25 protein-coding genes are annotated in these 26,717 nt (G+C 73.8%); 13 read left to right on the forward strand and 12 right to left on the reverse strand.

Features of this window, described 5'->3' with window-relative positions; translation table 11 throughout:
* Positions 1–29 precede the first annotated feature (29 nt).
* The 4 genes from QP090_RS24970 (at position 30) to QP090_RS24985 (ending at position 4,720) form a co-directional block, all read left to right on the forward strand.
* Positions 30–1,781 carry an ankyrin repeat domain-containing protein gene (locus QP090_RS24970; RefSeq protein ID WP_285941819.1) on the forward strand — a complete coding sequence of 584 codons (1,752 nt, stop codon included), beginning with the start codon at positions 30–32 and terminating at the stop codon, positions 1,779–1,781.
* 287 nt (positions 1,782–2,068) lie between these two features.
* A complete protein-coding gene (locus tag QP090_RS24975) occupies positions 2,069–3,010 on the forward strand; it encodes a hypothetical protein (RefSeq protein WP_285941821.1) in 942 nt (313 codons plus the stop codon).
* A 13-nt stretch (positions 3,011–3,023) separates the two neighbouring features.
* Positions 3,024–3,155, forward strand: a complete 132-nt coding sequence (locus QP090_RS24980) for a hypothetical protein (protein WP_285941823.1) — start codon at positions 3,024–3,026, stop codon at positions 3,153–3,155.
* Between the two features lie 191 nt (positions 3,156–3,346).
* Entirely contained in the window at positions 3,347–4,720 is a 1,374-nt protein-coding gene (locus QP090_RS24985) for an MFS transporter (RefSeq protein WP_285941824.1), read from the forward strand.
* 90 nt (positions 4,721–4,810) lie between these two features.
* Here the strand turns inward: QP090_RS24985 and QP090_RS24990 are convergent, their stop codons facing one another.
* From QP090_RS24990 to QP090_RS25020, 7 genes are read right to left on the reverse strand one after another with little or no spacing between them, the layout of a single operon-like run.
* Entirely contained in the window at positions 4,811–6,250 is a 1,440-nt protein-coding gene (locus tag QP090_RS24990; RefSeq protein ID WP_285941826.1) for a sodium:solute symporter family protein, read from the reverse strand.
* On the reverse strand, positions 6,247–7,002 hold the full coding sequence (dapB, locus tag QP090_RS24995) for a 4-hydroxy-tetrahydrodipicolinate reductase (protein ID WP_285941827.1): 756 nt from the start codon (positions 7,000–7,002) through the stop codon (positions 6,247–6,249). Before dapB ends, QP090_RS24990 begins: the two co-directional genes overlap by 4 nt.
* A complete protein-coding gene (dapA, locus tag QP090_RS25000; protein WP_285941828.1) occupies positions 6,999–7,916 on the reverse strand; it encodes a 4-hydroxy-tetrahydrodipicolinate synthase in 918 nt (305 codons plus the stop codon). The genes dapB and dapA overlap by 4 nt, the downstream gene beginning before the upstream one ends.
* Positions 7,917–7,960: 44 nt before the next feature.
* A complete protein-coding gene (locus QP090_RS25005; RefSeq protein WP_285941830.1) occupies positions 7,961–9,409 on the reverse strand; it encodes an aldehyde dehydrogenase family protein in 1,449 nt (482 codons plus the stop codon).
* Positions 9,406–10,779, reverse strand: a complete 1,374-nt coding sequence (locus QP090_RS25010; protein ID WP_285941832.1) for an FAD/NAD(P)-dependent oxidoreductase — start codon at positions 10,777–10,779, stop codon at positions 9,406–9,408. Before QP090_RS25010 ends, QP090_RS25005 begins: the two co-directional genes overlap by 4 nt.
* Complete coding sequence (locus QP090_RS25015; RefSeq protein ID WP_285941834.1) at positions 10,776–11,060, reverse strand: 2Fe-2S iron-sulfur cluster-binding protein; 285 nt, start codon at positions 11,058–11,060, stop codon at positions 10,776–10,778. Before QP090_RS25015 ends, QP090_RS25010 begins: the two co-directional genes overlap by 4 nt.
* A complete protein-coding gene (locus QP090_RS25020; RefSeq protein ID WP_285941836.1) occupies positions 11,057–12,286 on the reverse strand; it encodes an NAD(P)/FAD-dependent oxidoreductase in 1,230 nt (409 codons plus the stop codon). The genes QP090_RS25015 and QP090_RS25020 overlap by 4 nt, the downstream gene beginning before the upstream one ends.
* 72 nt (positions 12,287–12,358) lie before the next feature.
* Here QP090_RS25020 and QP090_RS25025 point away from each other — a divergent pair, with 72 nt between their 5' ends.
* From QP090_RS25025 to QP090_RS25040, 4 genes are all read left to right on the forward strand, one after another.
* Positions 12,359–13,300, forward strand: coding sequence for a LysR family transcriptional regulator (locus QP090_RS25025; protein ID WP_285941838.1), 942 nt, complete (start codon positions 12,359–12,361; stop codon positions 13,298–13,300).
* Between the two features lie 190 nt (positions 13,301–13,490).
* Positions 13,491–14,360 (forward strand): HalD/BesD family halogenase, encoded by an 870-nt coding sequence (locus QP090_RS25030; RefSeq protein WP_285941840.1) that lies wholly within the window; start codon positions 13,491–13,493, stop codon positions 14,358–14,360.
* A 71-nt stretch (positions 14,361–14,431) separates the two neighbouring features.
* Positions 14,432–15,346, forward strand: coding sequence for a class I SAM-dependent methyltransferase (locus QP090_RS25035; protein WP_285941841.1), 915 nt, complete (start codon positions 14,432–14,434; stop codon positions 15,344–15,346).
* On the forward strand, positions 15,343–17,178 hold the full coding sequence (locus QP090_RS25040) for a choline/carnitine O-acyltransferase (protein ID WP_285941842.1): 1,836 nt from the start codon (positions 15,343–15,345) through the stop codon (positions 17,176–17,178). Before QP090_RS25035 ends, QP090_RS25040 begins: the two co-directional genes overlap by 4 nt.
* A gap of 113 nt (positions 17,179–17,291) precedes the next feature.
* Here QP090_RS25040 and QP090_RS25045 read toward each other — a convergent pair whose 3' ends face one another.
* The 4 genes from QP090_RS25045 to QP090_RS25060 are packed head-to-tail and all read right to left on the reverse strand — an operon-like array spanning position 17,292 to position 21,202.
* Positions 17,292–18,461: an acyl-CoA dehydrogenase family protein gene (locus QP090_RS25045; RefSeq protein ID WP_285941843.1), complete on the reverse strand. Its 1,170-nt coding sequence runs from the start codon at positions 18,459–18,461 to the stop codon at positions 17,292–17,294.
* Positions 18,461–19,102, reverse strand: coding sequence for a carboxymuconolactone decarboxylase family protein (locus tag QP090_RS25050; protein ID WP_285941845.1), 642 nt, complete (start codon positions 19,100–19,102; stop codon positions 18,461–18,463). The genes QP090_RS25045 and QP090_RS25050 overlap by 1 nt, the downstream gene beginning before the upstream one ends.
* Positions 19,086–19,667: a VOC family protein gene (locus tag QP090_RS25055; RefSeq protein WP_285941847.1), complete on the reverse strand. Its 582-nt coding sequence runs from the start codon at positions 19,665–19,667 to the stop codon at positions 19,086–19,088. The genes QP090_RS25050 and QP090_RS25055 overlap by 17 nt, the downstream gene beginning before the upstream one ends.
* Positions 19,664–21,202, reverse strand: coding sequence for an AMP-binding protein (locus QP090_RS25060; RefSeq protein WP_285941848.1), 1,539 nt, complete (start codon positions 21,200–21,202; stop codon positions 19,664–19,666). Before QP090_RS25060 ends, QP090_RS25055 begins: the two co-directional genes overlap by 4 nt.
* A gap of 107 nt (positions 21,203–21,309) precedes the next feature.
* Between QP090_RS25060 and QP090_RS25065 the strand changes: the two genes are divergently transcribed.
* From QP090_RS25065 to QP090_RS25075, 3 genes are read left to right on the forward strand one after another with little or no spacing between them, the layout of a single operon-like run.
* Positions 21,310–21,957: a TetR/AcrR family transcriptional regulator gene (locus tag QP090_RS25065; protein ID WP_285941849.1), complete on the forward strand. Its 648-nt coding sequence runs from the start codon at positions 21,310–21,312 to the stop codon at positions 21,955–21,957.
* A gap of 29 nt (positions 21,958–21,986) precedes the next feature.
* Entirely contained in the window at positions 21,987–22,412 is a 426-nt protein-coding gene (locus QP090_RS25070; protein WP_285941850.1) for a nuclear transport factor 2 family protein, read from the forward strand.
* The gene (locus QP090_RS25075; RefSeq protein WP_285941851.1) at positions 22,409–23,773 is read left to right on the forward strand and encodes a phosphotransferase family protein; all 1,365 of its coding nucleotides are present in this window, start codon (positions 22,409–22,411) and stop codon (positions 23,771–23,773) included. The genes QP090_RS25070 and QP090_RS25075 overlap by 4 nt, the downstream gene beginning before the upstream one ends.
* A gap of 107 nt (positions 23,774–23,880) precedes the next feature.
* Here the strand turns inward: QP090_RS25075 and QP090_RS25080 are convergent, their stop codons facing one another.
* Positions 23,881–24,765 carry a hydroxymethylglutaryl-CoA lyase gene (locus QP090_RS25080; protein ID WP_285941852.1) on the reverse strand — a complete coding sequence of 295 codons (885 nt, stop codon included), beginning with the start codon at positions 24,763–24,765 and terminating at the stop codon, positions 23,881–23,883.
* Between the two features lie 79 nt (positions 24,766–24,844).
* Between QP090_RS25080 and QP090_RS25085 the strand changes: the two genes are divergently transcribed.
* Together QP090_RS25085 and QP090_RS25090 are read left to right on the forward strand one after the other, a co-directional pair.
* Entirely contained in the window at positions 24,845–25,492 is a 648-nt protein-coding gene (locus QP090_RS25085) for a GntR family transcriptional regulator (RefSeq protein ID WP_285941853.1), read from the forward strand.
* A complete protein-coding gene (locus tag QP090_RS25090) occupies positions 25,489–26,694 on the forward strand; it encodes a CaiB/BaiF CoA transferase family protein (RefSeq protein ID WP_285941854.1) in 1,206 nt (401 codons plus the stop codon). Before QP090_RS25085 ends, QP090_RS25090 begins: the two co-directional genes overlap by 4 nt.
* Positions 26,695–26,717: the final 23 nt, after the last annotated feature.

Raw genomic sequence — 26,717 nt, forward strand, 5'->3', positions numbered from 1 at the left:
TCTTCCCCCGGCAGTCTTCGAGGAGTGCGGTGCCGACTCCGGTGTCCAAGTCCCGTCCACCGGACGAGATGTCGCGGTTGCGGCGCATCCGGCGGTACGCGGTGCCGCGGTGGATGATCGAGCAGGCCACCGAACGCCGCCTGGCCGGTGACTGGCAGGGCGCCTGCGCCGCCGCCCGGGTCAACGTGAACTTCGACCTGGCCGACGTGGCGGCACAGCACGGCCAGGACGTCGCCGCCGAACTGGAGGACGACCTCCGCCACCTCGCGCCGGACCTGCTGCGCTGGCACCTGCCCCGAGTGGAGCGGGGACGCACAACGATCACACCCACCCAGACCATCGTCCTGCGCAAGCCGGGCGAAAACGGCCTCCCACAGCTATATCTCAGAACACCGCCCTGGAGCGTGCACGGCCCGCAGCGGCTGACGCTGCACTTCGGCACCGTCCCGAGGCACTACGTCTGGCTCGAGACCGACTGGCGCTACTGCGCGTTCTGGCGCGGCATTGTGCAGGACTGGACGACTTCCCGTTATCTCTGGGACGTGCGACACGCATCCGAGCTGAGCGAACGGTCCGGCGGCGACCACAAGCGCGCGCCGTTCTTCAACCCGGACGGCACCCCACGCAACCTGGGCGACCAACCTCTGACCGCGCCCGAGCGCACCGAGCGGATCACCGAGCTGCACGAGCGGGGTGAGGTCGAGGCCGCCTTCGCCGCGGCGGGCATCGAACTCGACACCACGCCGCTCAAACTGAAATGGGCCAGGGTCGATGAGCTCGATCCGCTCGAGATCTTGGTGCGGATGCCGCTGGCGCTGACCCGGCTCGAACCGGAGATGCGGCGTCTCGCCGAAGCCGGGGCAGGCACCGCCAGCCATGGGCGGTTCCGAATCCCGCACACCCAGCACTCCGCGATCCTGCTCGAACTCGGAGAATCAGCCGGCCTGCGGGTCCGGCTGGTCGACGACGGGACCGGCTACGGCATCATGGTCCTGCCGGAGGCGTGCTGGCGGCGGCTACCGGATCTCGACCTGATGCGGGGCGGCGACACGTCCGCCGAGCACCTGCACCCACTCGTCCGGGACGCGCTGTTCCCCGACCACCCGTCCGCCGGCGGGCCGGGCGGACCACCCGGACCCGCACTCCCCTCCCCCGTCCGAGTCCGCTGCCACGGCGAATGGCACGAAGTGGCATCCCGCGACGGCATCCTCGAGATTCCCCACAGCCAGGACGAGAAGCAGCGTGAGCAGGCACTACGCGCGTTCGGCGGCGATCACGCCGGATGCTTCGCCGTCCTGGAGGCGTGGACGTCCGGCAAAGGGCGCCTGCCACGAGCGCTGAACGACCAACGGCGCGAACTGTTCACCCGCGCCCTGCACGGCGACACCCCCGGAGTACTCCAACTCCTCGACGCGGGCGTCGACCCGCACGCACGAAACGGACGCCAACGCACCCTCCTCCACATGCTGCACCTCCTCGACCACGAGGAACTACTGCCCCGCCTCCTCGCGGCTGGACTCGACATCAACGCCAGAGACGAAGAACAACGCACACCACTGTTCGTCGCAGTCGGCGACGGCGGCTCGGCAACGCTCATCCGGGACCTCCTCACCGCAGGCGCCCGCATCGACGTGCTCTGCGAGATCCACGACGAAGAGTTGTCACTACTGCGACTACTCGAACTCCTGAGGCGCGAGGACGAGCTGGAGTTCCTGCACAACCGGATTCTCACCGAGCACCCGGAGCTCACCGAGCACCCGGAGCTCGCCGAGGAGGAGTGACCCCGTCCCGACGGACGGGCACGATCCGCTCCATCTGCGGCAGCTTGCCGTTCTTCGGCATCGGGCCGCCGTTGCCGTACTCGACGCCGTGCACGAACGGCCGGTTGTCCAGGTGCTCCTCCACATCGAAGTAGCCGGCCCGTTCGACCTGTTTCCGGGCAGGTCGTGAACGGTTCAGAACGTCTTCTCACCGTCGCTTGAAAACCAACGACGCGGCTCGCGCATCCCTCTTCGTAACGGGTCCCGCCACCCACGTATCGAGCCCATGAGGGACAGGAGCAGCACACGTGAGACTCACTCGCACCCGCCTGATCGCGCTGACCGGCGGCCTTGCCGCCATCGCGGCGGTCGGGGGCACCGCGGCGCTCGCGGACGGCCCGGCCGCCAACATCGTCGTCCGGCCCGCCGCCGCGGCGGCGCCGGGGACCGGGTCCGCCGTCAAGCCGGACCTGCGCAGGGTGTCCGCGCAGGGCCAGGCCGGCACGCAGGGGACCAAGCATCTGGAGGTGAAGTGCCCGAGCGGATTCCGCGCCATCAGCGGGAGCGCCGCCGCGACGGGCCAGCCCGCCGGATCGGTGGTCCGGACCGAGAACCGGCCGTTCCACACCTCGTCCGGCGACGGCTACGCGACGACCTGGCAGGCGCTTCCCGACGCGGAGGGCGCGACGTGGTCGATCCGCGCCACCGCCACCTGCGTGCAGGGCCTGGCGGGCGTGCAGCTCGTCACCGGGGAGGAGAGCGACCCGTCGAACAGCCTCCCGTCGACCGCCGTGTGCCCGGCGGGAAGCGTCGTGATGGGCATCGGCAGCAAGGTCACCACCACCGGCAACCCCTGGGACTTCCACTACTTCATCAGGGGCGAGGGGCTCAAGGAGGGCAACAGGACCGTCTACACCAGGGCCGGCCTGAGCAACGAGTCGCCCGTCGCGGGATCGATGACGTCCACCGCCGTCTGCGCGGAGGCCACGGAGTACTGGAGCGCCAACTTCGGGTCCAGCGACATGTCCAAGACCCTCACCAAGTCGGTCACCGCCCGCTGCGTCGAGGGGACGCGGGCGTACTCGGCCGCCGCGGACACCGAGTCCGAAACCTGGCCGAACACGGCGCGCCTGGAGGACGTCACGGCCGCTGACGGCGGCGGCCGTGCCCTCGCGAAGGTGGGCATGGAGGGCAACGAGCGGCCGGACTACCCCTGGCAGCTGAACGTCACCGCCATCTGCGCCCGCTGATCCCCGGGCGGACGTGAGGCCGGCGTCCCGTACCTCCTGGCGGTACGGGACGCCCCCGCCCGCCCACGCCGCCGCAAAGGACGCCCGGCACATCGAAACGGCGACCCGGCTCACCGTCATCGACGAGCACCGCATCCCCGGCTGACGGGCGGAGGTCGGAGCTGACCCGCCCCCTCAGCGCGGGGTCCCGGCGCGCGGTGGCGCGCGAAAGAGCCCAGACGCGCGAGACCGCCGGATGGTTTACCTGTTAGAGACACTTTTGGGTTACTGCTAGGTGATTGTTGGGTATGTTGCCCCGTCTGTAATGACTTTCCAGGGCGGAGGCAACGACGAAGTATGGGTGTTGAAGAGGTCACCACGGCGGAGGAAGACATCCGGGGCGACGACGGCCCGGACAAGGCGACGGTGCGGAAGGCCGTCGCGGCCTCGGCCATCGGCAACTGCATCGAGTGGTTCGACTTCGGGGTGTTCAGCGCGGGCGTCATGACCACCATCGTCGGGACAGTGTTCTTCCCGCCCGACGACGGCGGCTCGGCGGTGCTGCGCTCGTTCGCCATGATCGCGGCGGCCTTCGTGGCGCGGCCGTTCGGCGGGATGTTCTTCGGCCCGCTCGGCGACAAGGTCGGCCGCAAGACGGTCCTGGCCGTGACGATCATCCTGATGTCGGGCTCGACCGCGCTCATCGGGCTCCTGCCGGGCTACGACACGATCGGGATCGCCGCGCCGATCCTGCTGCTGGCCGTCCGGCTCGTGCAGGGGTTCTCCACCGGCGGCGAGTACGGGGGCGCCGCGACGGTCATCGCCGAGTACGCGCCCACCCGCAGACGCGGGTTCTTCGGCAGCTTCCTGGAGCTGGGCACGCTGTCGGGCTACGTGCTGGGCGCCGGTCTGGTGCTCGGCGTCGACCTGATGCTCAGCACCGAGGCCATGCACGCGTGGGGCTGGCGGGTGCCGTTCCTGATCGCGCTGCCGCTCGGCCTGGTCGGGCTCTACATCCGGTCCAAGCTGGAGGACACCCCCGAGTTCCAGAAGATGGAGCAGGCCGGCGAGGTGGCCCGCTCGCCGCTGCGCGACACGCTGGTGCACAACTGGCGGATGATCCTCAACCTCATCGGCATCGTCGTCCTGCTGAACGTCGCCAACTACACGCTGCTGACGTTCATGCCGTCCTACCTGGTCAAGAACCTCGACATCGGGGACACCACCGCCTCGCTGATCACCATCGGGGTCGAGCTGGTGATGATCGCGCTCATCCTCCCGCTGGGCTCGCTGTCGGACCGGGTCGGGCGCAGGCCGCTGCTGCTGACCGCGGCGGTCGGGTTCATCGTGGTGAGCTATCCGGCGATCGCCCTGATGCAGACCGAGAATACGGCGGCGGTCATCCTCGGCTTCGCCATGATGGGGGCGCTGCTGCTGCTGATGCTCGCGGTGATCGGCTCGACGTTCCCCGCGATGTTCCCGACGCAGGTGCGCTACGGCGCCTTCGCGATCGGCTACAACATCTCCACCTCGCTCTTCGGCGGGACCGCGGCGCTGGTCATCGAGAGGCTGATCAAGGCGACCGGGACCAACTACATCCCGGCCTACTACCTGATGATCGCCGGGGTGGTCGCGCTGGTGCCGATCCTGCTGCTGCCCGAGACGGCCCGGGTGCCGATCGGCAAGTGCGGCGGCCCCCGCGACGCGAAGGCGACCCCCGTGCCCGTCTGATCGCACGCCGCGCCGGACGCCCCGCGTCCGACCGTCCGCACGACCGCCGCGCCCCCGCCCGTCCCCTGGACGGGCGGGGGCGCGGCGCGTTCAGGCGGGCACCGTCGCGGCGTCCGCGTCCGACCGTCCGGGCGCGGCGCGGTCGCGGGTGGCCAGCGAGACCACGACCGTGAGGACGGCGGCGGCGGCGAAGCCGACGTACAGACCGGCGACCTGCCCGGTCACCGCGCCCACCACGAGGCCCGTGCGGGCGCCCCACGGGGTGATGCGGCAGTTGTGCTCGCCCGCGGTGAAGGGCCGGGAGCGGTCCCGCCGCCAGAGCAGCCCGACCGCGAGCACCGGCACCACGCTGCACGCCAGCAGCGTGTACGCCTGGGCGAACAGCCCGATGATGGACGAGGCGTACATCGCGGTCAGCGCGCCGCCGATGCCGATGACGACGGTCAGCCCGCGGCCGGCGCGCACCATCGCGCGGTCGCTCATCTGCCGCCCGCCGGCGGTCAGCACGTCGTTCACCATGATCACGGTGGCCGCGTTCAGGTTGGCCGCGGCGGCGCCGTTGGCGGCGACCAGCACCAGCCCGAACACCGCGATGGTGATCACCGCGGGCACCTGGTTGAGCATCACCCACGGCATCGCCTCGCCGCCCGGCCCGCCCGGGTTGAGCGCCCGCGAGATCATCCCGACCAGCACGGTGCCGCAGATGAACACGGTCGCGATGACGCCGGCGACGAGCATGCCGGTGCGGGCCGACCGGCCGCTCTCGGCGGCGAAGCAGCGCTGCCAGTAGCTCTGCGCGCCGAGCACGCCCAGCAGGCCGGTCAGGAACAGGGTGACGGTCTCCCAGCCGAGGTGGAACGAGGTCAGCTCGTGCAGCCCCGCCGCGTCCAGCCGGGTGTTGAGCTGCCGCGGGTCGAAGTCGACGAGGCTGAACGCCGACAGGTAGTAGACGAGCCCGACCACGACGATGAGGATCCCGAGGACGAACTCGACCTTCGCCACCGCGTGCATGCCGCCGAGCGCCGCGTAGGCGATGAAGATCGCGGTAAACAGCAGAATGATCAGGGTCGGGTCGGTGCCGGTGAACACCTCGAACAGCAGACCCATGCCGAGGCCCTGGCCGCCGATCCAGGACATCATCAGCGCCAGCGTGAGCAGCGCGACGATCAGCCGCGCGATCGGATCGCGCAGCAGCAGGTCGTGCATCATCTCGGCGAGCGTGCGGTAGGCGAACCGGCCGGCGAACCCGGCGAACAGCAGCGCGAAGGCGATCTTGGCGCCCTGCTCGCCGAGCACGAAGGCTAGCTGGCTGTAGCCGACCTGGTGGCCCTCCTCCGCCTCGCCGACGAAGTTCCCCGCGCCCATGATCGTGGACAGGTCGGTGAACGCGATCACCACCAGCGGCAGTCCGGTGCCGGCGATGGCGAAGTGCGAGAAGCTGCGGCCGGCCGCGCCCCGGTTGACCCACCCGATCCCGACGGCGAACACGGCGAACACCGCGGTGATCACCCACGCGGCGACCTCGATCATTGCGCCGGTCCCGTCGTGAGCAGGGCGTCCAGGCCGACGGTCAGGCCGGGACGGGCCGCGACGCCGCGCACGGCGAGCAGCACGCCGGGCAGGAACGCGGCGCGGTCGAGCGTCTCGAAACCGATGCTCAGCAGCTCGTGATCGCGCCCGAACCGGACGTCCTGCCGGGACAGCACCCCGCCCGTCCGGACCGAGTGGACCGGGACGCCGTGCACGGGCCGCCCACGTGTGGTCGCCTCCCCCGGCGGCGGCTCGGGCGGCTCTCCGCCGGTGCCGCCGCGTGCCGCCGCGATCACCCGGGCGGTCTGCTCGGCGGTGCCCGCGGGCGCGTCGAGCTTGCGGCGGTGCGCGTACTCCACGATCTCCACGTCGTCGAAGAAGCCGGCGACCTCGGCGGTGAGCCGGGTCGCCAGCACCGCGGCGACGCTGAAGTTCGGCACCACGTGCACGCCGACGCCGGGCGCCGCCGCGCACAGCTCCGCGATCCGCTCCTGCGGGCCGGCGCCGACGCCGCTGGTGCCGACGACGGTGTGCACGCCGCGGGCGACCGTCCACTCGAGGTGTTCCATGACGCAGTCCGGGATGGAGAAGTCCACCGCGACGTCGGCGTCCCGCAGCGGGTCCAGCGGCTCGCCGCGGTGCACCGCGGCGACCAGTTCCAGATCGGCCGCGTCCCGCACCGCGGCGCAGACCGCGCGGCCCATCCGGCCGCCGGCGCCGATCACGCCGACCCGCGTCGGGGTCCCGCTCATGCGCGCGCTCCGTCCGTGAGGGCGCCGGTCGCGGCGAGTTCGGCGAGGATACCGTCGCGTTCGCTCGGGATCAGCTCGATGAGCGGCGGCCGCACCGGGCCGGAGGGGCGGCCGAGCGAACCGAGCGCGGCCTTGACGGTAACAGCCGCCTGCGCCCGGAACACCGCGCGGGCCACCGGAAGCAGCGCGCGGTGCTCGGCGAGCGCGGTCGCCGGGTCGCCGTCGCGGTGCGCGTCGAGCATCCGGCGCAGCCGGTCCGCGGCGAAGTGCCCGATCACGCTGACCGCGCCGACGGCGCCGACGGTGGCGAGCGGCAGATTCATCGCGTCCTCACCGGAGTAGTAGGCCAGATCCGACTCGCGCATCACCCACGAGCTGGCCTCCAGGTCGGACTTGGCGTCCTTGATCGCGGTGATCCGGTCGTGCGCGGCGAGCCGGACGAGCGTGCCCGGCTCCAGCGCGACGCTGGTGCGGCCCGGGATGTCGTACAGCATCACCGGCAGCGGGGTGGCGTCGGCGATGGCGCGGAAGTGCGCGGCGATGCCGTCCTGGGACGGCTTGGAGTAGTAGGGCGTGACGACGAGCAGGCCGTGCGCGCCGGCCGCGGCGGCGGCGCGGGCCAGCGCGACGCTGTGCGCGGTGTCGTTGGTGCCGACCCCGGCGATCACCCGGACGCCGGGCGGCACCGCCGCGCCGACCGCGCGCAGCAGGTCGGACTTCTCCTGGTCGGTCGTGGTGGCGGACTCGCCGGTGGTGCCGTTCACCACCAGCCCGTCGTTGTGCCCGGGGCGGGTCAGCCAGGCCGCGAGCCGCGCCGCGCCGTCGAGGTCGACCCCGCCTTCGGGGGTGAACGGCGTCACCATCGCGGTGATGACGCGGCCGAACTGCCGTGTCGCTGTCGTGCAGGCTGTCATGCAGGCTCCCTTGCGGTGGTCGCGCGCCGGCGGCGCCGGCGCGGTCAGCTCGCGGAAATGCAGATGTTCTTCACCTGGGTGTAGGTGCGCAGCGCTTCGAAGCCCTTCTCGCGGCCGTAGCCGCTCAGCCCGGTGCCGCCGAACGGGGTCAGCACCGAGTCGCCCGAGCCGAAGCAGTTGACGTAGACCTGGCCGGCCGCGACGCGGCGGGTCAGCCGGACGCCGCGGCCGAGGTCGCGGGTCCACACGTAGGCGGCGAGCCCGTGCCCGGTGCCGTTGGCGATGGCGACGGCCTCGTCCTCGCCGGTGAACGGGACGACGGTGAGCACCGGCCCGAAGATCTCCTCGCGGGCCGCCGCGGCGTCCGGGCCGAGCCCGGTCAGCACGGTCGGCTCGACGAACCAGCCGGCGGACGTGCCGGGCGCGGCGGGACGGCCGCCGCCGAGCGCGACGGTGGCGCCGGCCCGGACCGCGGTCGCGACGTGCCGCTCCACCCGGTCCCGCTGCCCCTGACTGATCAGCGGGCCGACGTCGGGGTCGGCCGCGCCGGGTCCGACGCTGAACGCGGCGGCCCGCGCCGCCACCCGGGCCACGAACGCGTCGTGCACGTCGGCGTGCACGACGGCGAGGGACGGAAGATCGCAGCTCTGCCCGGTGGCCTCGACGAACCCGCGGGCGAGCTGGTCCGCGGCCACGTCCAGGTCGGCATCGGGGAACACCAGCGTCGGGGACTTGCCGCCCAGTTCCAGCACGCACGGGGTGACGGCCGCAGCCGCAGCCGCCGCGACCGCGCGGCCGGTGCCGACGGAGCCGGTGAAGGTCAGCAGCCCGAGGCCGGGGTGCCGGCTGAGCGCCGCGCCCGCCTCGGCGCCGTCTCCGTGCACCAGGTTCACCACCCCGGGCGGGAAGCCCGCGGCGGTGACGATCCGGCCGAGCAGCGCCGTGGTGTGCGGGGCCAGCTCGGGCGTCTTCAGCACCGCGGTGTTCCCGGCCGCGAGCGCGGCGGCCAGGCTCCGCGACGCCATGTTCAGCGGGAAGTTCCAGGCGTTGATCTGCCCGCAGACGCCGTGCGGCTCGCGGACGGTGAAGTCGACCACGCCCGGCCCGACGGGCAGCTGCTCGCCGTGCAGCGCGGGGGCGGCGCCGCCGAAGAACTCGAAGTAGCGGGCGGCGAGTTCCACGTCCGCGCGGGCCTGGGCGAGCGGCTTGCCGCAGTCGCGGGTCTCGGCGGCGGCCAGCGCGGTGGCGTCCGCGCGCAGCCGGCGGGCGACGTCGAGCAGCAGCCGGCCCCGTGCGGTCGGGGTGGTGTCCCGCCACTCCCGGTCGTAGGCGCGGCGGGCCGCGGCGACGGCGGCGTCCACGTCGGCCGCGCCGCCGCGGGCGAAGTCGGCGACGGGCTCGCCGGTCGCCGGGTCGAAGCTGGTGAAGGTGCGGCCGTCGGCGGCGGCGGTCTCGGCGCCGTCGATCAGCAGCCCGTACGCGGGGCGGGTCATCGTTTCTCCTCGGGGTCGGTGGCGGCGCGCACGGCGCCCATCGGCAGTGGGCGGACCGGGAACCGGACGGACGGCGGCGCGGTCCGCGCCGGGCCGTGGCCGCGCCGGGCGAGCAGCCCGCTGAGGGCGGGCGCGCAGATCCGGGACTGGCAGGCGCCCATGCCCGCGCGCGTCCACAGCTTCAGCGCGTGCAGGTCGGCGACGCCGCCGTCCAGGGCGGCGTCGACCTCCCGCCGGGTCACCTCCTGGCAGCGGCACACCTCGGTGTCCGGGCCGGGCCAGGACGCGGCGCCGGGCCCGGGACGGAACATCCGGTCCATCCCGATCCGGAACGCCTCCAGTCGGGCGAGGCGGCGGCGCAGCCGGCGGACCCGGCCAGGGTCGGCGGCGCGGCCGGTGAGCTCCGCGGCGAGCAGCGCGCCCGCGAGCCGTCCCTCCAGCTCGGCGCGCTGCGAGCCGCCGACCCCGGCGCAGTCGCCGACGGCGCGGACGCCGGGCGCGGTGGTGCGGAACTCGGCGTCCCGCACCGGCCGCCAGGTGAGCCGCTGCGCGTCCCACTCGATCTCGGCGCCGCACTGCGCGGCCAGGTCGGACGACGAGGAAAACCCGTGGCTGAGCAGCACCGCGTCGCACTCGATCAGTTCGCCGGGCGCCTCGGTGAACGACCAGTCGGGGTGCAGCCGGCCGAGCCGGACACCGGTGACCCGGCCGTCGCCCTCGATCGCACGGACGCCGGTGCCGGTCCGCACCCGGACGCCGGCGAGCGCGAGCCGCGCCCCGTAGCCGGCGCCCTGCGCGAGCAGCGCCGGTTCGGCGAGTGCCCGCGCCGCGTCCCGCCAGTGCCGGGCGCCCGGCCGGGCCGCCTCGGCGACGGCCGCGACGCGGACGCCCGCCGCGGCGAGCTGGCTCGCCACGGCGAGCAGCAGCGGCCCGGTCCCGGCGACGACAGGGCGGCGGAACGGGAACACCCCGCTGCCCTTGAGGAATGTCTGTGCGGCGCCGGCCGTCATGACGCCGGGCAGCGTCCAGCCGGGCACCGGCAGCACCTTCTCCGCGGCGCCGGTCGCCAGCACGACCGCGCGGGCCCGCGCCGTCCACAGCTCGCCGTCGCTGGTCAGCACGGCCTCCCGGCCGTGGAACCCGTGGCACACCACGCCGGGCCGGAACGTCACCGGGCCGTCCGCCTGGGGCCCCGGGGCGGGGTCGGCGAACCGGCGCCGCCCGATCTGCCCGCCGGGCCGCTGGTTCTCGTCCACGACCAGCACGGTCAGCCCGCGCCTGGCGGACTCCGCCGCCGCGGCGAGCCCGGCCGGGCCCGCCCCGACGACGAGCACGTCCGGCTCCGCCGGCTCCGCCGTTCCGCCGTTCATCTCGGTTCCTCCCCTTCGGTGTCGATGCGCATCCCGGCGGCGACGGGCGTGATGCAGGCGCGCGTCCCGGCGACGCCGTCGACCGTCACCGCGCACTCGTGGCACGCGCCCATGCCGCAGAAGACCGCGCGGGGCGCGCCGCTCGGGCGGCTCGTCCGCAGGACGATCCGGCCGCGCAGCGCCAGCGCCGCGGCGACCGACACCGCGGCCGGCACCTGCACCGGGACGCCGTCCAGGACGACCTGGACCGTCCGCGTCTCCCGCGTCTCCCGCGCCGTCACGAGACCTCCCCGGCGGCCTCGGAGTGCCCGGCGAACCGGTCGGGCGCGAACGCGTCGAGCGCCGCATCCAGCACCTCGCCCGGCGCGGGTCGGCCGAGTACGGCCGCCGTGACCAGCTCGGCGGTCACCGGCGCCAGGCCGACGCCCTCCCCCTCGTGCCCGGTCGCGAGCACGTAGCCGGGGATCGCGCCGGACTCGCCCACGATCGGGCGGTTGTCGGGCGTCCAGGGCCGCAGCCCGGCGAACGACCTGATCGCCCGCACCCGCGCCAGCCCCGGCAGGAACCCGACGGCGCGGGCGACGATCGCGGTGAACAGGTCCGGGTCGACGTCGGTGCGGGCGCCGCAGAACCGGCGGCTGCTGCCGAGCAGCAGGTTGCCGCGGCCGGTCGGCTCGGCCACGAACGCGACCGCGGGGCGCGTCCCGTCCCCCGCCGCGGCGCGGTCGGCCATGTAGCCCGCCTCGGTGACGGTGCGCCGGATGAGGCCGGGCGCCTCCTCGGTCACCACCAGCACGCCCTGCCGGGGCCGGATCGGCAGCGGGACGAGCCCGCCGGCGTCCAGACCGGGCGACCACACGCCCATCGCGTTGACGACGTGCGGCGCGGCGAAGTCGCCGCGGTCGGTCCGGACGCCGCGGACCCGCCCGTCCCGGCCGGTGAGCAGCCGGAGCGCGCGGACGCCCCAGTGCGTCCGGCAGCCGTGCCGGACCGCGTCGCGGAGCAGCGCGGCGACGGCGCCCGGCGGGTACACCGACGCGTCGTCGTGGCAGTCGACCGCGCCGGCGAGGCCGGGCCGCAGCGCCGGTTCGCGCCGCCGAAGCTCGTCGCCGTCGACGTGCTCGGCGCGCACCCCGGCCGCGTGGAGCCGGGCGACCCGGCGCGGCGCGCCGGCGTCCTGCTCGGGGTCGGCGAAGAACACGAGGCTGCCCCGCTGGTGGAAGCCGAGTCCGCCGTCCAGCTCGCCGTCCCACCGCCGGTACGCCTCGATGCTGCGCAGGGTCAGCCGGACGCCGAGGTCGTCGTGCTTGGTCTGCACCAGCACGTTGCCGTCGCAGCGGCCCGAGCTGCCGGCCGCCGGGCCGGCCGCCTCGACGAGCGCGACGTCGGCGCCGGCCCGACTCAGCTCGCGCGCCACGGCGGCGCCGACGATCCCGCCGCCGAGCACCAGTACGTCGGCACTGATTCGTGCGCCTGGTTCGGTGACTTGGTGGAAAACGCTCGTCATCGCCCCTTCTCCGGTTCGGTGTTGGCGATGAAGCTAGTGACAGGACGCACGGCCCGGCTCTACGCTTCGGCCATGAGTGATTCAGAAGCCGAATCACTGGCCGGCTGGCGGGAGGACGGCGCCGACCTGCCGCAGCTCGACGATCTGCGGATGTTCGTCGCGATCGCGCGGGCGGGCAGCCTGCGCGCGGCGGCCGGAGCGCTGTTCACCTCGCAGCCGACGCTGTCGCGCTCGGTGGCGCGGCTGGAGGCGCGGCTCGGCGTGCGGCTGCTGCGCCGCGGCGCCCGCGGCGTCGAGCCGACCCGGCACGGCGAGGCGCTGCTGGTGCAGGCGCAGCGGGTGCTGGCCGCCGCCGCCGACCTGCGCCGCAACGTGACGGCGCTGGCGTCCGGGACGCTGCGGCTCGGCGCCACCGCCACCTCGGCGCGGCGGCTGCTCGCGCCGTTCCTGTCCGAGTGGATGCCCGCGCATCCGGGCGTCCAGGTCACCGCGATCGAGGACAGCGAGCGGCGGCTGCACGCGCACCTGGAGACGGGGCGCTGCGACATCGCGATCGTGTCGGGGCCGCTGTCCGCGCAGACCGCGTCGGTGCACCTGATGACCGCGCAGGTCATCGCGCTGTTCCCGCCGGGCCATCCGGCGTCGCGACACGACCGCCCGGTGCGGGTGCCCGACCTGGCGGGCGAGCCGCTGCTGGTGAACGGGACGGCGTTCCCGTCCACCGCGCTGCTGCTGCGCGCGATGGACGCGGCGGCGGCGCGGCCGGACGTCGTCTACGAGTGCACGGCGGGCCAGACGCTCGCCGCGATGGCCGAGGCGGGGCTCGGCGTGGCGGTCTTCGCCGACACCGCCGACCTGCGCGGGTTCAGCCTCCCGCGGCACGACGTGCTGGACGCGGCGGGGACACCGCTGCGCTTCGACCTGTACGCGGCGTGGCCGCGGGACACGGCGCCGGGGTGGGTGCGCGAGTTCGCGATCGAGCTGTCCACATTCCACCGATCGGTCGTGATCTAGCCCACACGGGCCGCCACCGCCCGCCCGGGGCGCCAGTCAAACCCACAGGTCAAGGGCAAAAGCTAGACAATCCACAAAACTTCGCCACACTTTACTAGCAGGGAATTGACAACAATGAATGTGCTAAAACCCCTGAGAGGTCGGTGAGCCTGAGGTCGGCGAGCGACCGGCTCGCATGGAGAGGATCTTCATGAGCACATCGGAGGCCGTCGCGATCGGGCAGGTGGTCGACACCGCGCGCTATCCCCTCGCGGACCCGGCGAGCGGCGATTGGCGTTCGGTGGTCGCCCGCACCCGGCGGGAACTCCGCGAGGCCGGATGCAGCGTGCTGCCGGATTTCATCAGACCGGCACTGGCGGACGTGCTGCGCCGGGAATGCGCGGCCCTCGCCGACCTGGCGCATGACGACGTCGAAACGGTCAACGCCTACAACATCGACGTGACCGCTCCGCTACCGGAAGGCCACCCGGGCCGCATCACCGCCGAACGCGGCAACGCCTTCGTGGCCCGCGACCAGATCCCCGCCGACCTGCTGATCCACCGGCTCTACACCAGCGAGCCGTTCCGCCATTTCGTGGCGAGCTGCTTCGGGCTGCCACGCGTCCACGAGCTCGCCGACCCCCTGGCCGGCCTGTGCCTCAACGTCGTCAACCCGGGCATGGAGCACCCGTGGCACTTCGACACCAACGAGTTCACCGTCAGCATGCTCACCCAGGAGCCGCAGGCCGGCGGCGTCTTCGAGTACTGCCCCAACATCAGGTCCGCGCACGCCGAGAACCTCGCGGACGTCCGGGACGTCCTCACCGGACGCGGCGGCCGGACGGTCCGCCGCCTCACCCTGCGGCCGGGCGACCTCCAGCTCTTCAAGGGCCGCTACTCACTGCACCGGGTGAGTTCCGTGCAAGGCCGCACCGCCCGCCATTCCGCGATCTTCGCCTACAGCGAGCGCCCCGGGGTCATCGGCAGCGTGGCCCGCACCGAACAGCTTTTCGGCCGTGTTCTCCCCGAACATCTGGCCGCCGCCAAAAGCGCCGTACGGGTCGACCAACTGCTGGATTGAGCAGCCGGCCGGCGGTTCGCACCGCCGTTTGCTCCATCGCCTGCTCTGTCCCGCCAGAGAGGAATGCGACCGTGCCTGCCGACTCCACCGGAAAAGTCTCCCTCGACCACATCTACACGCAGCCCGATCCGCGCGCCTACTTCGGTACGCTGCGCGAACTCGGCTACTGCATCCCGCAGGGCGCAAAACCCCATTTCGCCGCGCTCATCAGCGAATACCGGGAAGTCCGGAAGGTGCCCGCGCCGACCGTCCTGGACATCGGCTGCTCCTACGGCATCAACGCAGCGCTGTTGAAATGCGACGCAACCATGGACGAACTGTACGAGCGCTACGCGGGCGGCGACGCGGCCACGCTGCCCCGCGCCGCGCTGCTGGCCCGTGACCGGGAACTGGTCCGTTCCCGCGGCCGCTCCGGGCGGGCCCGGTTCATCGGCCTGGACACCTCGGACCGGGCCCTGTCGTACGCGCTCGCGGCCGGGTTCCTGGACGGCGCGGTCAACGCCGACCTGGAGCGGAACGAGCCGACCGGACGGCAGCGCGCCCAGCTCGCCGGCGCCGACCTGGTCGTCTCCACCGGCTGCCTCGGCTACGTCACCGAGCGCACCATCTCCCGGGTCGTCGCCGCGAACGGCGACCGCAGGCCGTGGATGGCGCACTTCGTGCTGCGGATGTTCCCGTTCGACCCCATCGCCGCGTGCCTGGCGGACGCCGGGTACGAGACCGTCCGCTCCGAGGGCCTCTTCAAGCAGCGCCGGTTCGCCACCCCGCAGGAGCAGTCGCAGGTCCTCGACACGCTGTCGGGGATCGGCGTCGACCCGCGCGGGCTGGAGACCGAGGGCTGGTTCTACGCCGGGCTCCACCTGTCCAGGCCGCGCCGCAAGGCCGCCCGCACCATCGTCGACCTCGCGTCCGCCCGCCCTGCGCCCGGCCTCCGCCCGGCCGGAGCCCGGGCACCCCTGCACCGTCCAGACAGAGGATTGAATTGAACAGCCGCCATGAGGAACCCACCCCGACCTTCGGCCACGAGGCCGGCCTGCCGAGGGTCCCGCTGCCCGCGCTGGAGGAGAGCTGCGAGCGGTTCGTCGCGTGGTGCGAGCCGCTGCTGACCCCGGACGAGCTCGCCGCGACCAAGGCCGGGGTCGCCTCGTTCCTGCGCCCGGACGGCCCCGGCCGCAGGCTCCAGGCGGCGCTCCGGGACTACGACGCGACCGAGGGCGTGCAGAGCTGGCTCGACACGTTCTGGCCCTACCGCTACCTGGGCCGGCGCGACCGCATCGCGGTGAACGCGAACTTCTTCTTCCTGTTCCGGGACGCGTGCCTCCAGCAGGCCGAGCGCGCCGCGTCGCTGATCAGCGCGGCCGTCGGCTACAAGCTGCGGCTCGACGAGGAGCGCGTCCCGCCGGTCGTCCAGCGGGGGCGGCCCCTGTCGATGGAGCAGAACAAGGCGCTGTTCTCCTCGACGCGCATCCCGGGCGCCGTCCAGGACACCGTCCGCGGCCCGTACAGCCGGGAGTGGCCGGGCCCGTCCGGCGAGCGGCACATCGTGGTGTTCTTCCGCGGCACCATGTTCCGCTTCGAGGTGCTCGGCCCGGACGGCCGGCCGCACACTCCGGACGAGCTGGTCGCGGGCCTGCGCGCGGTCATGAAGGACGGCGCGACGCGGGCCCCGACCGACACCTCCGTCGGGCACCTCACCACCAAGGCGCGGGCCGAGTGGGCGGCCGACCGGGAGGCGCTGCTCGCCGCCCACCCCGGCAACGCCGCCGCGCTCGACACCGTGCAGCGGGCGCTGTTCTGCGTCTGCCTGGAGGACCTCGCGCCCCGCGACACCCTGGAGGCGAGCGACCACCTGCTGCACGGCGACAGCGGCAACCGGTGGTTCGACAAGGCCGTGTCCCTGATCGTGTTCGCGGACGGCTCGGCGGGCGTCAACATCGAGCACTGCGGCCTGGACGGCACCACGGTCCTCAGCTTCGTCGACGCGGTGCTGGGCGAGGCGCCCGCCGCCGTGTCCGCCGCGTCCGGCGCACCCGGCTGGCCCGGCGGGACCGTCCCGGCCGTAGCGCCCATCAGGTTCGGGCTCGACGACGACCTGCGCGACAGCGTGCGCGGCGCCGCCGAAGCGTTCGCCGACTACGCGGCCGGCACCGCCACCACCACCGTGTCGTTCGACGACTTCGGCGGCGACCGGGCCAAGGAGCTGCGCACCTCACCGGACGCGTTCGCGCAGATGGCCTACCAGCTCGCCCACCAGCGCGCGAAGGGCCGCATCGGCGCCACCTACGAGTCGATCGCGACGCGGCAGTACCGGAACGGACGCACCGAGGCGATGCGCGTCGTCACCCCCGAGGTGCTGAGGTTCGTCGCCGCGATGGACGACCCCGGGGCGGACGCCGCGACCCGCACGGCCGCGTTCCGCGCCGCCGCCGCCGCGCACGTCGAGCGCGCCAGGGACTGCCAGTCCGGCCGCGCGCCCGAGCAGCACCTGTGGGAGCTCCAGCTCATCCAGAAGCGGCGCGGCGAGGAGCTCGGCGTGACCGCGGAGCCCGCGCTGTACCGGTCGCCCGGCTGGCTGGTCATGCGGGACGACTACCTGAGCACCAGCTCCGCCCCGTCCGCCGGCATCCAGTACTTCGGGTTCGGGGCGACCAGCGAGCGGTGCATCGGCGTCGCCTACGTCCTGCTCCCCGACCGCCTCAACGTCTACCTGAGCACGCCGCTGCCCGTGGCGGACGCGATGCACGCGTTCGCCGACCGGCTCCGCGAGGCGGTCCGCGAGCTGCACGACCTCCTCGCGGCCGACGTGCGGGAGGGCTGACCGCGCCCGCGGGCGGCGGGCCGCACCGTGCCGGGCATGGTGCGGCCCGCCGCCCGCGACGCGTCCCGGCGGACGGATCTCTCCGCCGCGACGCGTCCGGGCAAGCGGGCGGATCACTCCTTGGCGGCCTCGCGCAGGATGCGGCGGGCCGTGCTCTGGATGTGGACCTCGTCCGGGCCGTCGTAGAGGCGGGCCTCCCGGGCGTGCCGGTACATCCGGGACAGGGGGGTGTCGTCGGTGAGGCCCGCGGCGCCGTGCACCTGGACGGCGCGGTCGATCACGTCGTGCAGCATGCGGGCGCCGACCACCTTGATCGCGCCGATCTCCACCCGCGCCTGGTCGCCCTCGTCGATCCGGCCGGCGGCCTGGAGGGTGAGCAGCCGGGCCGACTGGATGTCGGTGTAGGAGTCGAAGACGTGCTGCTGCATGAGCTGCTTGGCGGCCAGCGGCTCACCGAAGGCGGTCCGGGACTCCAGCCGCGCGCACATCAGCTCGAACGCCCGCCGGGCCTGGCCGAGCCAGCGCATGCAGTGGAAGATCCGGCCGGGGCCGAGCCGCTCCTGGGCGATCACGAAGCCGTGCCCGCGCGGCCCGAGCAGGTTGCCGGCCGGCACCCGCACGTCCTCGTAGGCGACCTCGTAGTGCCCGCCGTTCAGGCCGAGCACCGGGGTCTCGCGGACGATCCGGTAGCCGGGGGTACCGGTCGGCACCACGATCATGCTGAAGGCGCGGTGCGGGGCCGTGCCGTCCGGCTCGGTGCGGCACATCACCGTGGTGTAGTCGGCGTCCGCGGCGCCGGTGGTGAACCACTTGCGGCCCCGGATCACCCAGTGGTCGCCGTCCAGCTCGGCGGTGGTGCGCAGCCCGGTCGGGTCGGACCCGGCCACGTCCGGCTCGGTCATCGCGAAGCTCGGCGAGACCTCCCCGGCCACCATCGGCAGCAGGTACCGGTCGCGCCACTCCGCGCTCGCGTGCCGATGCAGCATCAGCGAGTCCTGGAGGGTGAAGGTGCCGAGCGCGAGCTGGCCCCACTCGCTGCGGCCCTGCACCTCGTTGACGTACACGTAGTCGAGGAACGGCAGCCCGCCGCCGCCGAGCTCGGCGGGGTGGCCGAGCGCCCACAGCCCGGCGTCCTTGGCCTCGCGGCGCAGCCCGGCCAGCGCGTCGCGGGACGCCGGCCCGCCCGCGTTCAGCACCGGCTCGGCGGGCTCCACCCGCTCGGTCATGAACGCGTGCACCGCGTCCCGGACGGGCCGCACCCGGTCCGGCACCGAGAAGAGCATCAGCCCTCCCCGGACAGGTCGGAGGCGATGTCGCGGGCGTCGTAGCCCTCGGGGGCGGCGACCTCCTCGACCGGCTCGGGCCGGTCGTCGAACTCCAGCCGCAGCGCGCGGGACATCGTGGCGTGCATGTCGTACATGCAGGTGATGTAGGTGAACAGCAGCACCTGCTCGTCGGTGAGGTGCCGCTTCAGCACGGCGAAGACCTCCTCGTGCACCCGGCCGCCGTCCAGGACGAGCCCGTCGGTGTAGGCGAGCAGGGCCCGCTCCAGCTCGGAGTAGCAGTCGGCGGTCTGCCAGTGCGGGACGGCCTGGATCTTCTCCTCCGGCATCCCGAGCGCGCGCATCTGCTTGCAGTGCTGCGAGAAGACGAACTGGCTGCCGCGCGCCCAGCCCGCCCGGCACTGCCCGAGCTCGCGCAGCGCGGGCTCCAGGTCGGCGTTGCGGTACAGCGCGAACCCGCGGACCGCGTGCCGGAACACCTCCGGGGAGTTGGCGAAGACCGTCCACCAGTCGCCGGGGGTGCCGGTCGCGGTGCCGTGGTCGACGGCGGGGTCGCGGTCCGGGGCGAACAGGCGGTCGTAGAAGAACAGGATCCGTTCGTCGGTGACCTCGGCGCGGGGCACCTCACGAAGTCGCGGCATGGCTCTCCTTGTTGACGGTGCGGTCGGCCGCCGTGCGCGGCCGGTGGGCGATGTCGGCATCGGTGAACGTCCGGGTCCAGCAGGCGAACTCCAGCAGGATCCCGTCGGGGTCCTGGAAGTAGAAGGACCGGACGAACACCCCGTCGTGCATGCGGCGGGCGACACCGGACGGGCTGTCGTCGTGGTTGAGCACGGGGCTGACGGCGACGCCCTTCTCCTTCAGTCGCGTCCGGTAGGTGTCGAACCGGTCGGCCGGCACGTGGAAGGCGACGTGGTTCATCGAGCCGACGGCGCTGAGCAGCCCGCCCTGCTCGGGACGGGTCGCGGGCGCCGAGATCCCGGGGACGCCGTCCGGCGCGTCCGGGAACCAGAAGAACGCCACGCAGTCGCCGCCGCCGCAGTCGAAGAAGAAGTGCTGGCCGAGGCCGCCGGGCAGGTCCAGCGTCTTGATCAGCGGCATCCCGAGCACGCCGGAGTAGAAGTCGATGGTGCGGCTCATGTCCGAGGACACCAGCGCGAGATGGTTGATCCCGCCGAGCTCGAACTCGGTGTTGCGGGCGGTCATGTCGCCTCCTTCGGGGTGGTGTGGCGGGCGCGCAGGTCGCGTTTGAGAACCTTGCCGGCGACGTTGCGCGGCAGCTCGGCGGCGAACTCGATCCCGCGCGGGGCCTTGTAGCCGCCCAGCCGTTCCCGGCAAACGGCGATGATCTCCTCGGCGGTGGCGGACGCGTCCGGCCGGAGCACCACGACCGCGTGCACCGCCTCGCCCCACTCGGGGTGCGGGACGCCGAAGACGGCGGCCTCGGCCACCGCGGGGTGGCCGAGCACGGCCTCCTCGACCTCGCGGGAGGCGACGTTCTCACCGCCGGTGATGATCATGTCCTTCATCCGGTCCACGATGTAGACCATGCCCTCGGCGTCCTGCCGGGCCACGTCGCCGGTGCGGAACCAGCCGTCCTGGAACGCGGCGGCGGTCAGCCCCGGCTCGCGCCAGTAGCCGCGCATCACCTGGTCGCCGCGGACGATCATCTCGCCGGGCTCGCCGGCCGGCACGTCGGCGAAGTCCGCGTCCACGATCCGGATATCGGCCAGGTCCATCGGACGGCCCGCGGCGGCCAGCAGGTGGGTCTCCCCGGCCGCGGCCCGCCGGTGCTCGGCGCGCCCGAAGTGCAGGACGTTGCCGCCCAGCTCGGACATGCCCATGCCCTGGTAGAAGTCGCAGCCGAGCACCTCCATCCCGCGGCGCAGCACCGGCGCGGGGATCGCGGACGCGCCGTACCCGATCGCCTCCAGGGTGCCGAGGTCGCGGTCCTCGATGCCGGGATGGCGGAGCAGGAACGCGATCATCGTGGGGGCCAGCCCGGTCTGGGTGACCCGCCACTCCTCGACCAGCCGGAGGAAGGTCTCGTTGTCGTAGCCGCGCAGGATGCCGACCGTGCAGGCGCGCAGGTGGTTGACCAGCACGACGTAGCCGCCGACGTGGCACAGGGGGAAGCAGAACAGGAACACGGTGTCGTCCGGCAGGTCCCAGTGCGACACCGAGCCGATCACGCCGGTGACCAGGTTGCGGTGGGTCAGCATCACCCCCTTGGGACGCCCGGTGGTGCCGCTGGTGTAGACGAGCCAGGCGACGGAGTCCTCGTCCGGGCGCGGCGGCTCGGTGGCCGGCGCCGCCGCGACCAGGTCGGCGAGAAGGCGGTCGGCGCCGGGGCCCTCGTCGAGCGCCAGGACGGCCTTGACCGTGGGCATCGCCGCGCGGTGCTCGCGCATCGCCTCCAGGTGCTCGCCGCTGACGATCAGCACCGACGCCTGCGCGTGGTCGACCAGGGCGGCGATCTCGGCCGGGTGCAGCCGGTGGTTGAGGAAGGTCAGCGCCATGCCCGCCGCCGGGACCGCGTAGTACAGGTCGACGTACTCCGGCCGGTTCCCCGACAGCACCGCCACCCGGTCGCCGGGCGCGGCGAGGGCAAGCAGCGCGTTGGCGGTCCGCCTGACCCGGTCGCGCAGCCCGGCGAAGGTGACCGTCTCGTCCTCGAACCTCAGCGCGGGGCGGTCCGGCCGCTTGCGCGCCGCGTACTCGACGATGTCGTTGATCAGCACCGGTCCTCCTCCGGAGTTGACTTGACAGTCATGTCAACTCTGTTCGATGCTCGGATCCTGTTCCTGCGAACATCGGCTTGTCAACCCCCGAAGGAGGAACCACGGCCATGCGAAGCGGGGCGGAGAACGAGCCGGAACCGGCGGAGGAGGCCCCGGCGCCGCTCACCGAGCGCGGCGCCCGGACCAGGGAGCGGCTCGTCTCAGCGGCGCGGGAGGTGTTCGAGGAGCGCGGCTTCCTCGACACCCGGGTCGCGCACATCGCCCGGCACGCCAAGGTCGCCTACGGGTCCTTCTACACCTACTTCCCCTCCAAGGAGGCGGTCTTCCTGGAGGTCGCCGACCGGCTGTTCACGGAGATGACCGGGCTCGACCTGGTGCCGCCCGCGGGCCCGTCGCCCGCCGCCCGGATACGGCGCGCCAACCGCTCCTACTACCGGGCCTACCTGCGCAACGCGAAGATGATGGCGATCGTCGAGCAGGTCGCGACGTTCAACGACGAGTTCCAGGAGCTGCGGCGCAGGCACCGCGCCGCGTCCGTCGGCCGGACCGCCAAGGCGATCGAGCGCTGGCAGCGGGAGGGGCTGGTGGCCGCCGACCTCGATCCGGAGATGACCGCCCGCGCCCTGGCCGCGATGGTCGACCACTCGCTGTACCTGTGGCTGGTCCAGGGCGAGGGCACCCCGGAGACCGAACGGCTCCTGGACACCCTGGACACCCTCAACATCCGGGCCCTCGGCCTGCCCCCCGCCCCCTAAGCGACGTCCCCGAAGAAGGAGAGACCTCCATGCACCAGGCACTCGCCGACCGCTTCTTCGCCGCCATCACCGGCGGCGACCTGGACGCCCTGCGCTCCGTGTACGCCCCCGGCGCCGTGATCTGGCACAACGGGCCGGGCGAGGGCGGCGGCTCCGAGCAGGGTGTCGAGGACAACCTCCGGACGCTGCGGTGGCTGTCGGCCAACCTGCGCGACTTCCGGTACGAGGAGATCCGGCGCGACCCGATGCCGGACGGGTTCGTCCAGCGGCACGTCCTGCGCGGGAACCTCCCGGGCGAGGGCGGCGGCGCGGCCGTCGCGATCGAGGTGGCGACCTGCCTGTTCGCGACCGTCGACGCCGACGGGCGGATCGCCCGCATCGAGGAGTACGCCGACACCAGGGGCAGCGACGCGCTCCGGGCCCACGCCGCCGCGCAGCGCGCGGCCCGCGGATGACCTCCCTGGAGGACGCGCTCTCCGCCGTCCTGACCGGGCCGGGCGGGGAGCGCGTCGCGGTGACCGGGCTGCGCAGGCTGTCGGGCGGCGCCAGCCGGGAGACCTGGGCGTTCGACGCCGGCGGCCGTCCGCTCATCCTGCGGCGGGACCCGCCCGCCGACCCCGATCCCGCCGCGATGGCGCGCGAGGCCGCGCTGCTCACGGCGGCGGCGGGCGCCGGGGTGCCGGTGCCGCGGCCGGCCGGGTCCGGCGACGGCGCCGGGACGCTCGGCACCCCCTACCTGATCATGGAGCGGCTGGACGGGGAGACCATCCCGCGCCGGCTGCTGCGGGACGAGCGGTTCGCCGGGGCCAGGCCGCGCCTGGCCGGGGAGCTCGGCCGGATCCTCGCCCGCGTCCACACGCTGCCGCCGGACGCCGTCCCCGGACTGCCGGACGGCGACCCGCTCGCCGACCTGACCGCGCTGTACGAGGGCTTCGCCGAGCCGCGTCCCGCCGTGGAGCTGGCCCTGCGCTGGCTGGACCGCAACCGTCCGCCCGCGACCGGCCGCACCGTGGTGCACGGCGACTTCCGCAACGGCAACCTGATGATCGGCCCGGACGGCGTGCGCGGCGTCCTGGACTGGGAGCTGTCGCACGCGGGCGACCCGGCCGAGGACCTCGGCTGGCTGTGCGTGAAGGCGTGGCGGTTCGGCTCGCCCGCCCCGGTCGGGGGCTTCGGCGGCCGGGAGGCGCTGCTGGAGGGCTACGCCGCGGCGGGCGGCACGCCGCCCGAGCCCGACGTGCTGCACTGGTGGGAGGTCTACGGCACGCTCCGCTGGACGGTGCTCTGCCGCAAGCAGGCCGAACGGTACCTCGAAGGCTCCGATCCCTCGATCGAGCTGGCCGTGCTCGGCCGGAAGGTCTGCGAGCAGGAGCACGACCTGCTGCTCGCGCTCGGCCTGACCGCGCCCGTGACCGTCGCCGACCCCCTCGGCGGCGGACCCGGCGGACCCGGCGGGTCCGGCGCGGACGGGGCGTCGCCGCCGCACGACCGTCCGGGCGCGGCCGGGCTCATCGAGGCCGTGGGCGCGTTCCTCGACACGGCCGGGCACACCGACGAGCGGACCCGCTTCCACGCCCGCGTGGCCGCGTCCGCACTGCGCATCGCGCGGCGCGAGCTGCTGCTCGGCGAGGCGCACCGGGCCGCGCAGGGCGAGCGGCTCGCGCGGCTCGGCTACGCCGACGACGCCGCGCTCGCCACCGGCATCCGCGCGGGCGAGGCCGACGGGCGCATGGACGAGGTCGTCGCGGCCGTGCGCGCCGGCATCGTGGACAAACTGACCGTGGCCAACCCCCGCCACCTGTCCCTGCCCGCCTGACCTGCCCGCCTGACGCGGCCACCTGACGCGTCCGCCTGACGCCCCGCCGGGCCCGGCGGGGCGTCAGGCCGGGCGGGGTCCCGGTGGCGTCCGAAGGCCGTCCGGGGTCAGAATCCGCCGGCGCGGCCGAGCAGGGCGGGGGCGGGCTTGCCGAGCAGCCCGCCGAGCCAGGTTCCGGTCTCGGCGACGGCCGCCATGTCGATCCCGGTGCTCACGCCGCTGCGGTGCAGCGCGTACAGCAGGTCCTCGGTGGCGATGTTGCCGGTGGCGGCGGGCGCGAACGGGCAGCCGCCGAACCCGCCGGTGCTGGCGTCCAGCACGGCGACGCCCTCGTCCACGGCGGTGAGGGCGTTGGCGTAGCCGGTGTTGCGGGTGTTGTGGAAGTGGCAGCGCAGCGGCGTCCCGGGGGCGGCCTCGCGGGTCCGCCGGGCCAGGTCGCGGACCTGCGCCGGGACGCCCACGCCGATGGTGTCGGCGAGCGCGATCTCGAACGCGCCCGCGGCGTGCGCGCGGCGGGCGATCTCGGCGACCCGTGCGGGCGGCGTCTCGCCCTCGAACGGGCAGCCGAACGCCACCGCGACGGTCATCCCGGCGGGCACGCCCGCGTCCCGGGCCGCCGCGGCGATGCCGTCCCACTCGTCCAGCATCTCCGCCATCGTGCGACCCTGGTTGCGGACGCTGAAGGTGTCGGAGGCGACCACGACGACGTTCACCTCGTCCACCCCGGCGGCGAGCGCCCGGTCGAGACCGCGGCGGTTGAGCACCAGCCCGCTGTAGGAGACGCCGTCGCGGCGCGGCACGCCGGCCATCACCTCCTCGGCGCCGGCCATCTGCGGGACCCGGCCGGGGTGGACGAACGCGACCGCCTCGATCCGGCGGGCACCGGCCGACACGCTGCGCGCGATCAGCTCGATCCGGTCGTCGGGGGACAGCACCCGGTCCTCGTTCTGGAGCCCGTCCCGGGGGCCGACCTCCAGCACTGTTGTATGCAATCTTCCCTCACCTCCGCCTTAATTCTGGCATATGGCACCTATTGTCGCTATATTGCATGCAATCAACGGAGGAGGGGCCGTGCCGCGCGCCACCGACACCGCCTACGAGGCGGTCCGCCAGATGATCCTCTCCGGCGAGGCCGGGGCGGGCAGCCGGCTCGGCGAGTCCGAGCTGGCCGAGACGCTCGGGCTGTCCCGCACCCCCGTGCGCGAGGCGCTCCAGCGGCTCGGCTCGGACGGGCTGGTGGAGGTCCTCCCGCACCGCGGCGCCCGGGTCGTCCGGTGGACCCCGGCCGACCTCGACGAGATCTTCGAGCTGCGCGCGCTGCTGGAGCCGTACGCGGCGGCCCGCGCGGCCCGGCAGGCGCCGGACGAGACCGTCCTGGCCGATCTGCGGGCCCAGTGCGCGGCGATGGAGCGGGCCGCGGCGGACGGCGACCTCGGCCTGGTCGCCGACCTGAACGCCCGGTTCCACGCCGCCGTCATCGACCTGTCGGGCAACCGCCGGCTGCCCGCGATGCTGACCTCGGTGATCCACGCGCCGCTGATCCTCGGCACCTTCCACCGCTACGACGCCGAGTCGATGGCGCGCAGCATGAACCACCACCGCGAGCTGGTCGCCGCCCTGGAGGCCCGCGACCCCGCGTGGGCCGAGGCGGTGATGCGCGCGCACGTGCGCGCCGCCGCGGCCCGCCTCACCGGCCAAGCCGAAGGAGACCCACGATGACCGGCACCGACGACCTCCCCGCCCTCGGCGACCTGCGGGTGGTGGAGATGGGCCAGCTCCTGGCCGGGCCGTTCTGCGGCCAGCTCCTCGGCGACTTCGGCGCCGAGATCGTCAAGATCGAGCCGCCGGGCGCCGGCGACCCGATGCGCGAGTGGGGCCGGGAGAAGCCGCACGGCAAGTCGCTGTGGTGGCCGATCCTCGCCCGCAACAAGAAGTCGGCCACGCTGAACCTGCGGACCCCGGAGGGGCAGGAGCTGGCCCGGCGGATCATCGCGCGGGCGGACGTGCTGGTGGAGAACTTCCGTCCCGGGACGCTGGAGCGCTGGGGCCTGTCCCCCGCGACCCTGCACGCCGAGAACCCGCGGCTGATCATCACACGGGTCACCGGCTACGGGCAGGACGGCCCGTACTCGCCCCGCGCCGGGTTCGGCTCGGTCGGCGAGGCGATGGGCGGCATCCGGTACGTCACCGGCGATCCCGACAAGCCGCCGTCCCGCGCGGGCATCTCGCTCGGGGACGAGCTGGCCGGCACCTTCGCCGCGCTCGGCACCCTGGTCGCGCTGCACGCGCGGCACCGCACCGGGCGCGGGCAGGTGGTCGACTCGGCGCTGTACGAGGCCGTCCTGGCGATGATGGAGTCGCTGATCCCGGAGTGGGACATCGCCGGCTACCAGCGCGAGCGCACCGGGTCGGTGCTGCCGAACGTCGCGCCCAGCAACGTCTACCCCACCCAGGACGGGCCGATCCTGATCGCCGCCAACCGCGACACCATCTGGCGGCGGCTGGCCGAGCTGATGGGCCGGCCCGAACTCGGCGACGACGAGCGCTACTCCAGCCACGGCGCGCGCGGCGCCCACGCGGCCGAGCTGGACGACCTCATCGGCGCGTGGACCGCCGGGCAGGAGTCGGGGCCGCTGCTGGAGCTGCTGCACGAGAACGGGATCCCCGCCGGGCTCACCTACCGCGCCAAGGACATGCTCGCCGACCCGCACTACCGGGCCCGCGAGGCGATCATCCGGCTGGCCCACCCCGAGTTCGGCGACTTCCCGATGCACAACGTCTTCCCGAAGCTGTCGGGGACGCCCGGGGAGGTCCGCTCCCTCGGCCCCGAGCTCGGCGAGCACAACCACGAGGTCTACGGGACGCTCCTCGGCCTCGCCGCCGAGGAGATCACCCGCCTCACCGCGGCCGGCACCATCTGACCGGCACCATCTGACCGGCACCG

The sequence above is a fragment of the Actinomadura xylanilytica genome, from assembly GCF_030283145.1.
In the GTDB taxonomy this organism is placed as follows: Bacteria; Actinomycetota; Actinomycetes; order Streptosporangiales; family Streptosporangiaceae; genus Spirillospora; species Spirillospora xylanilytica.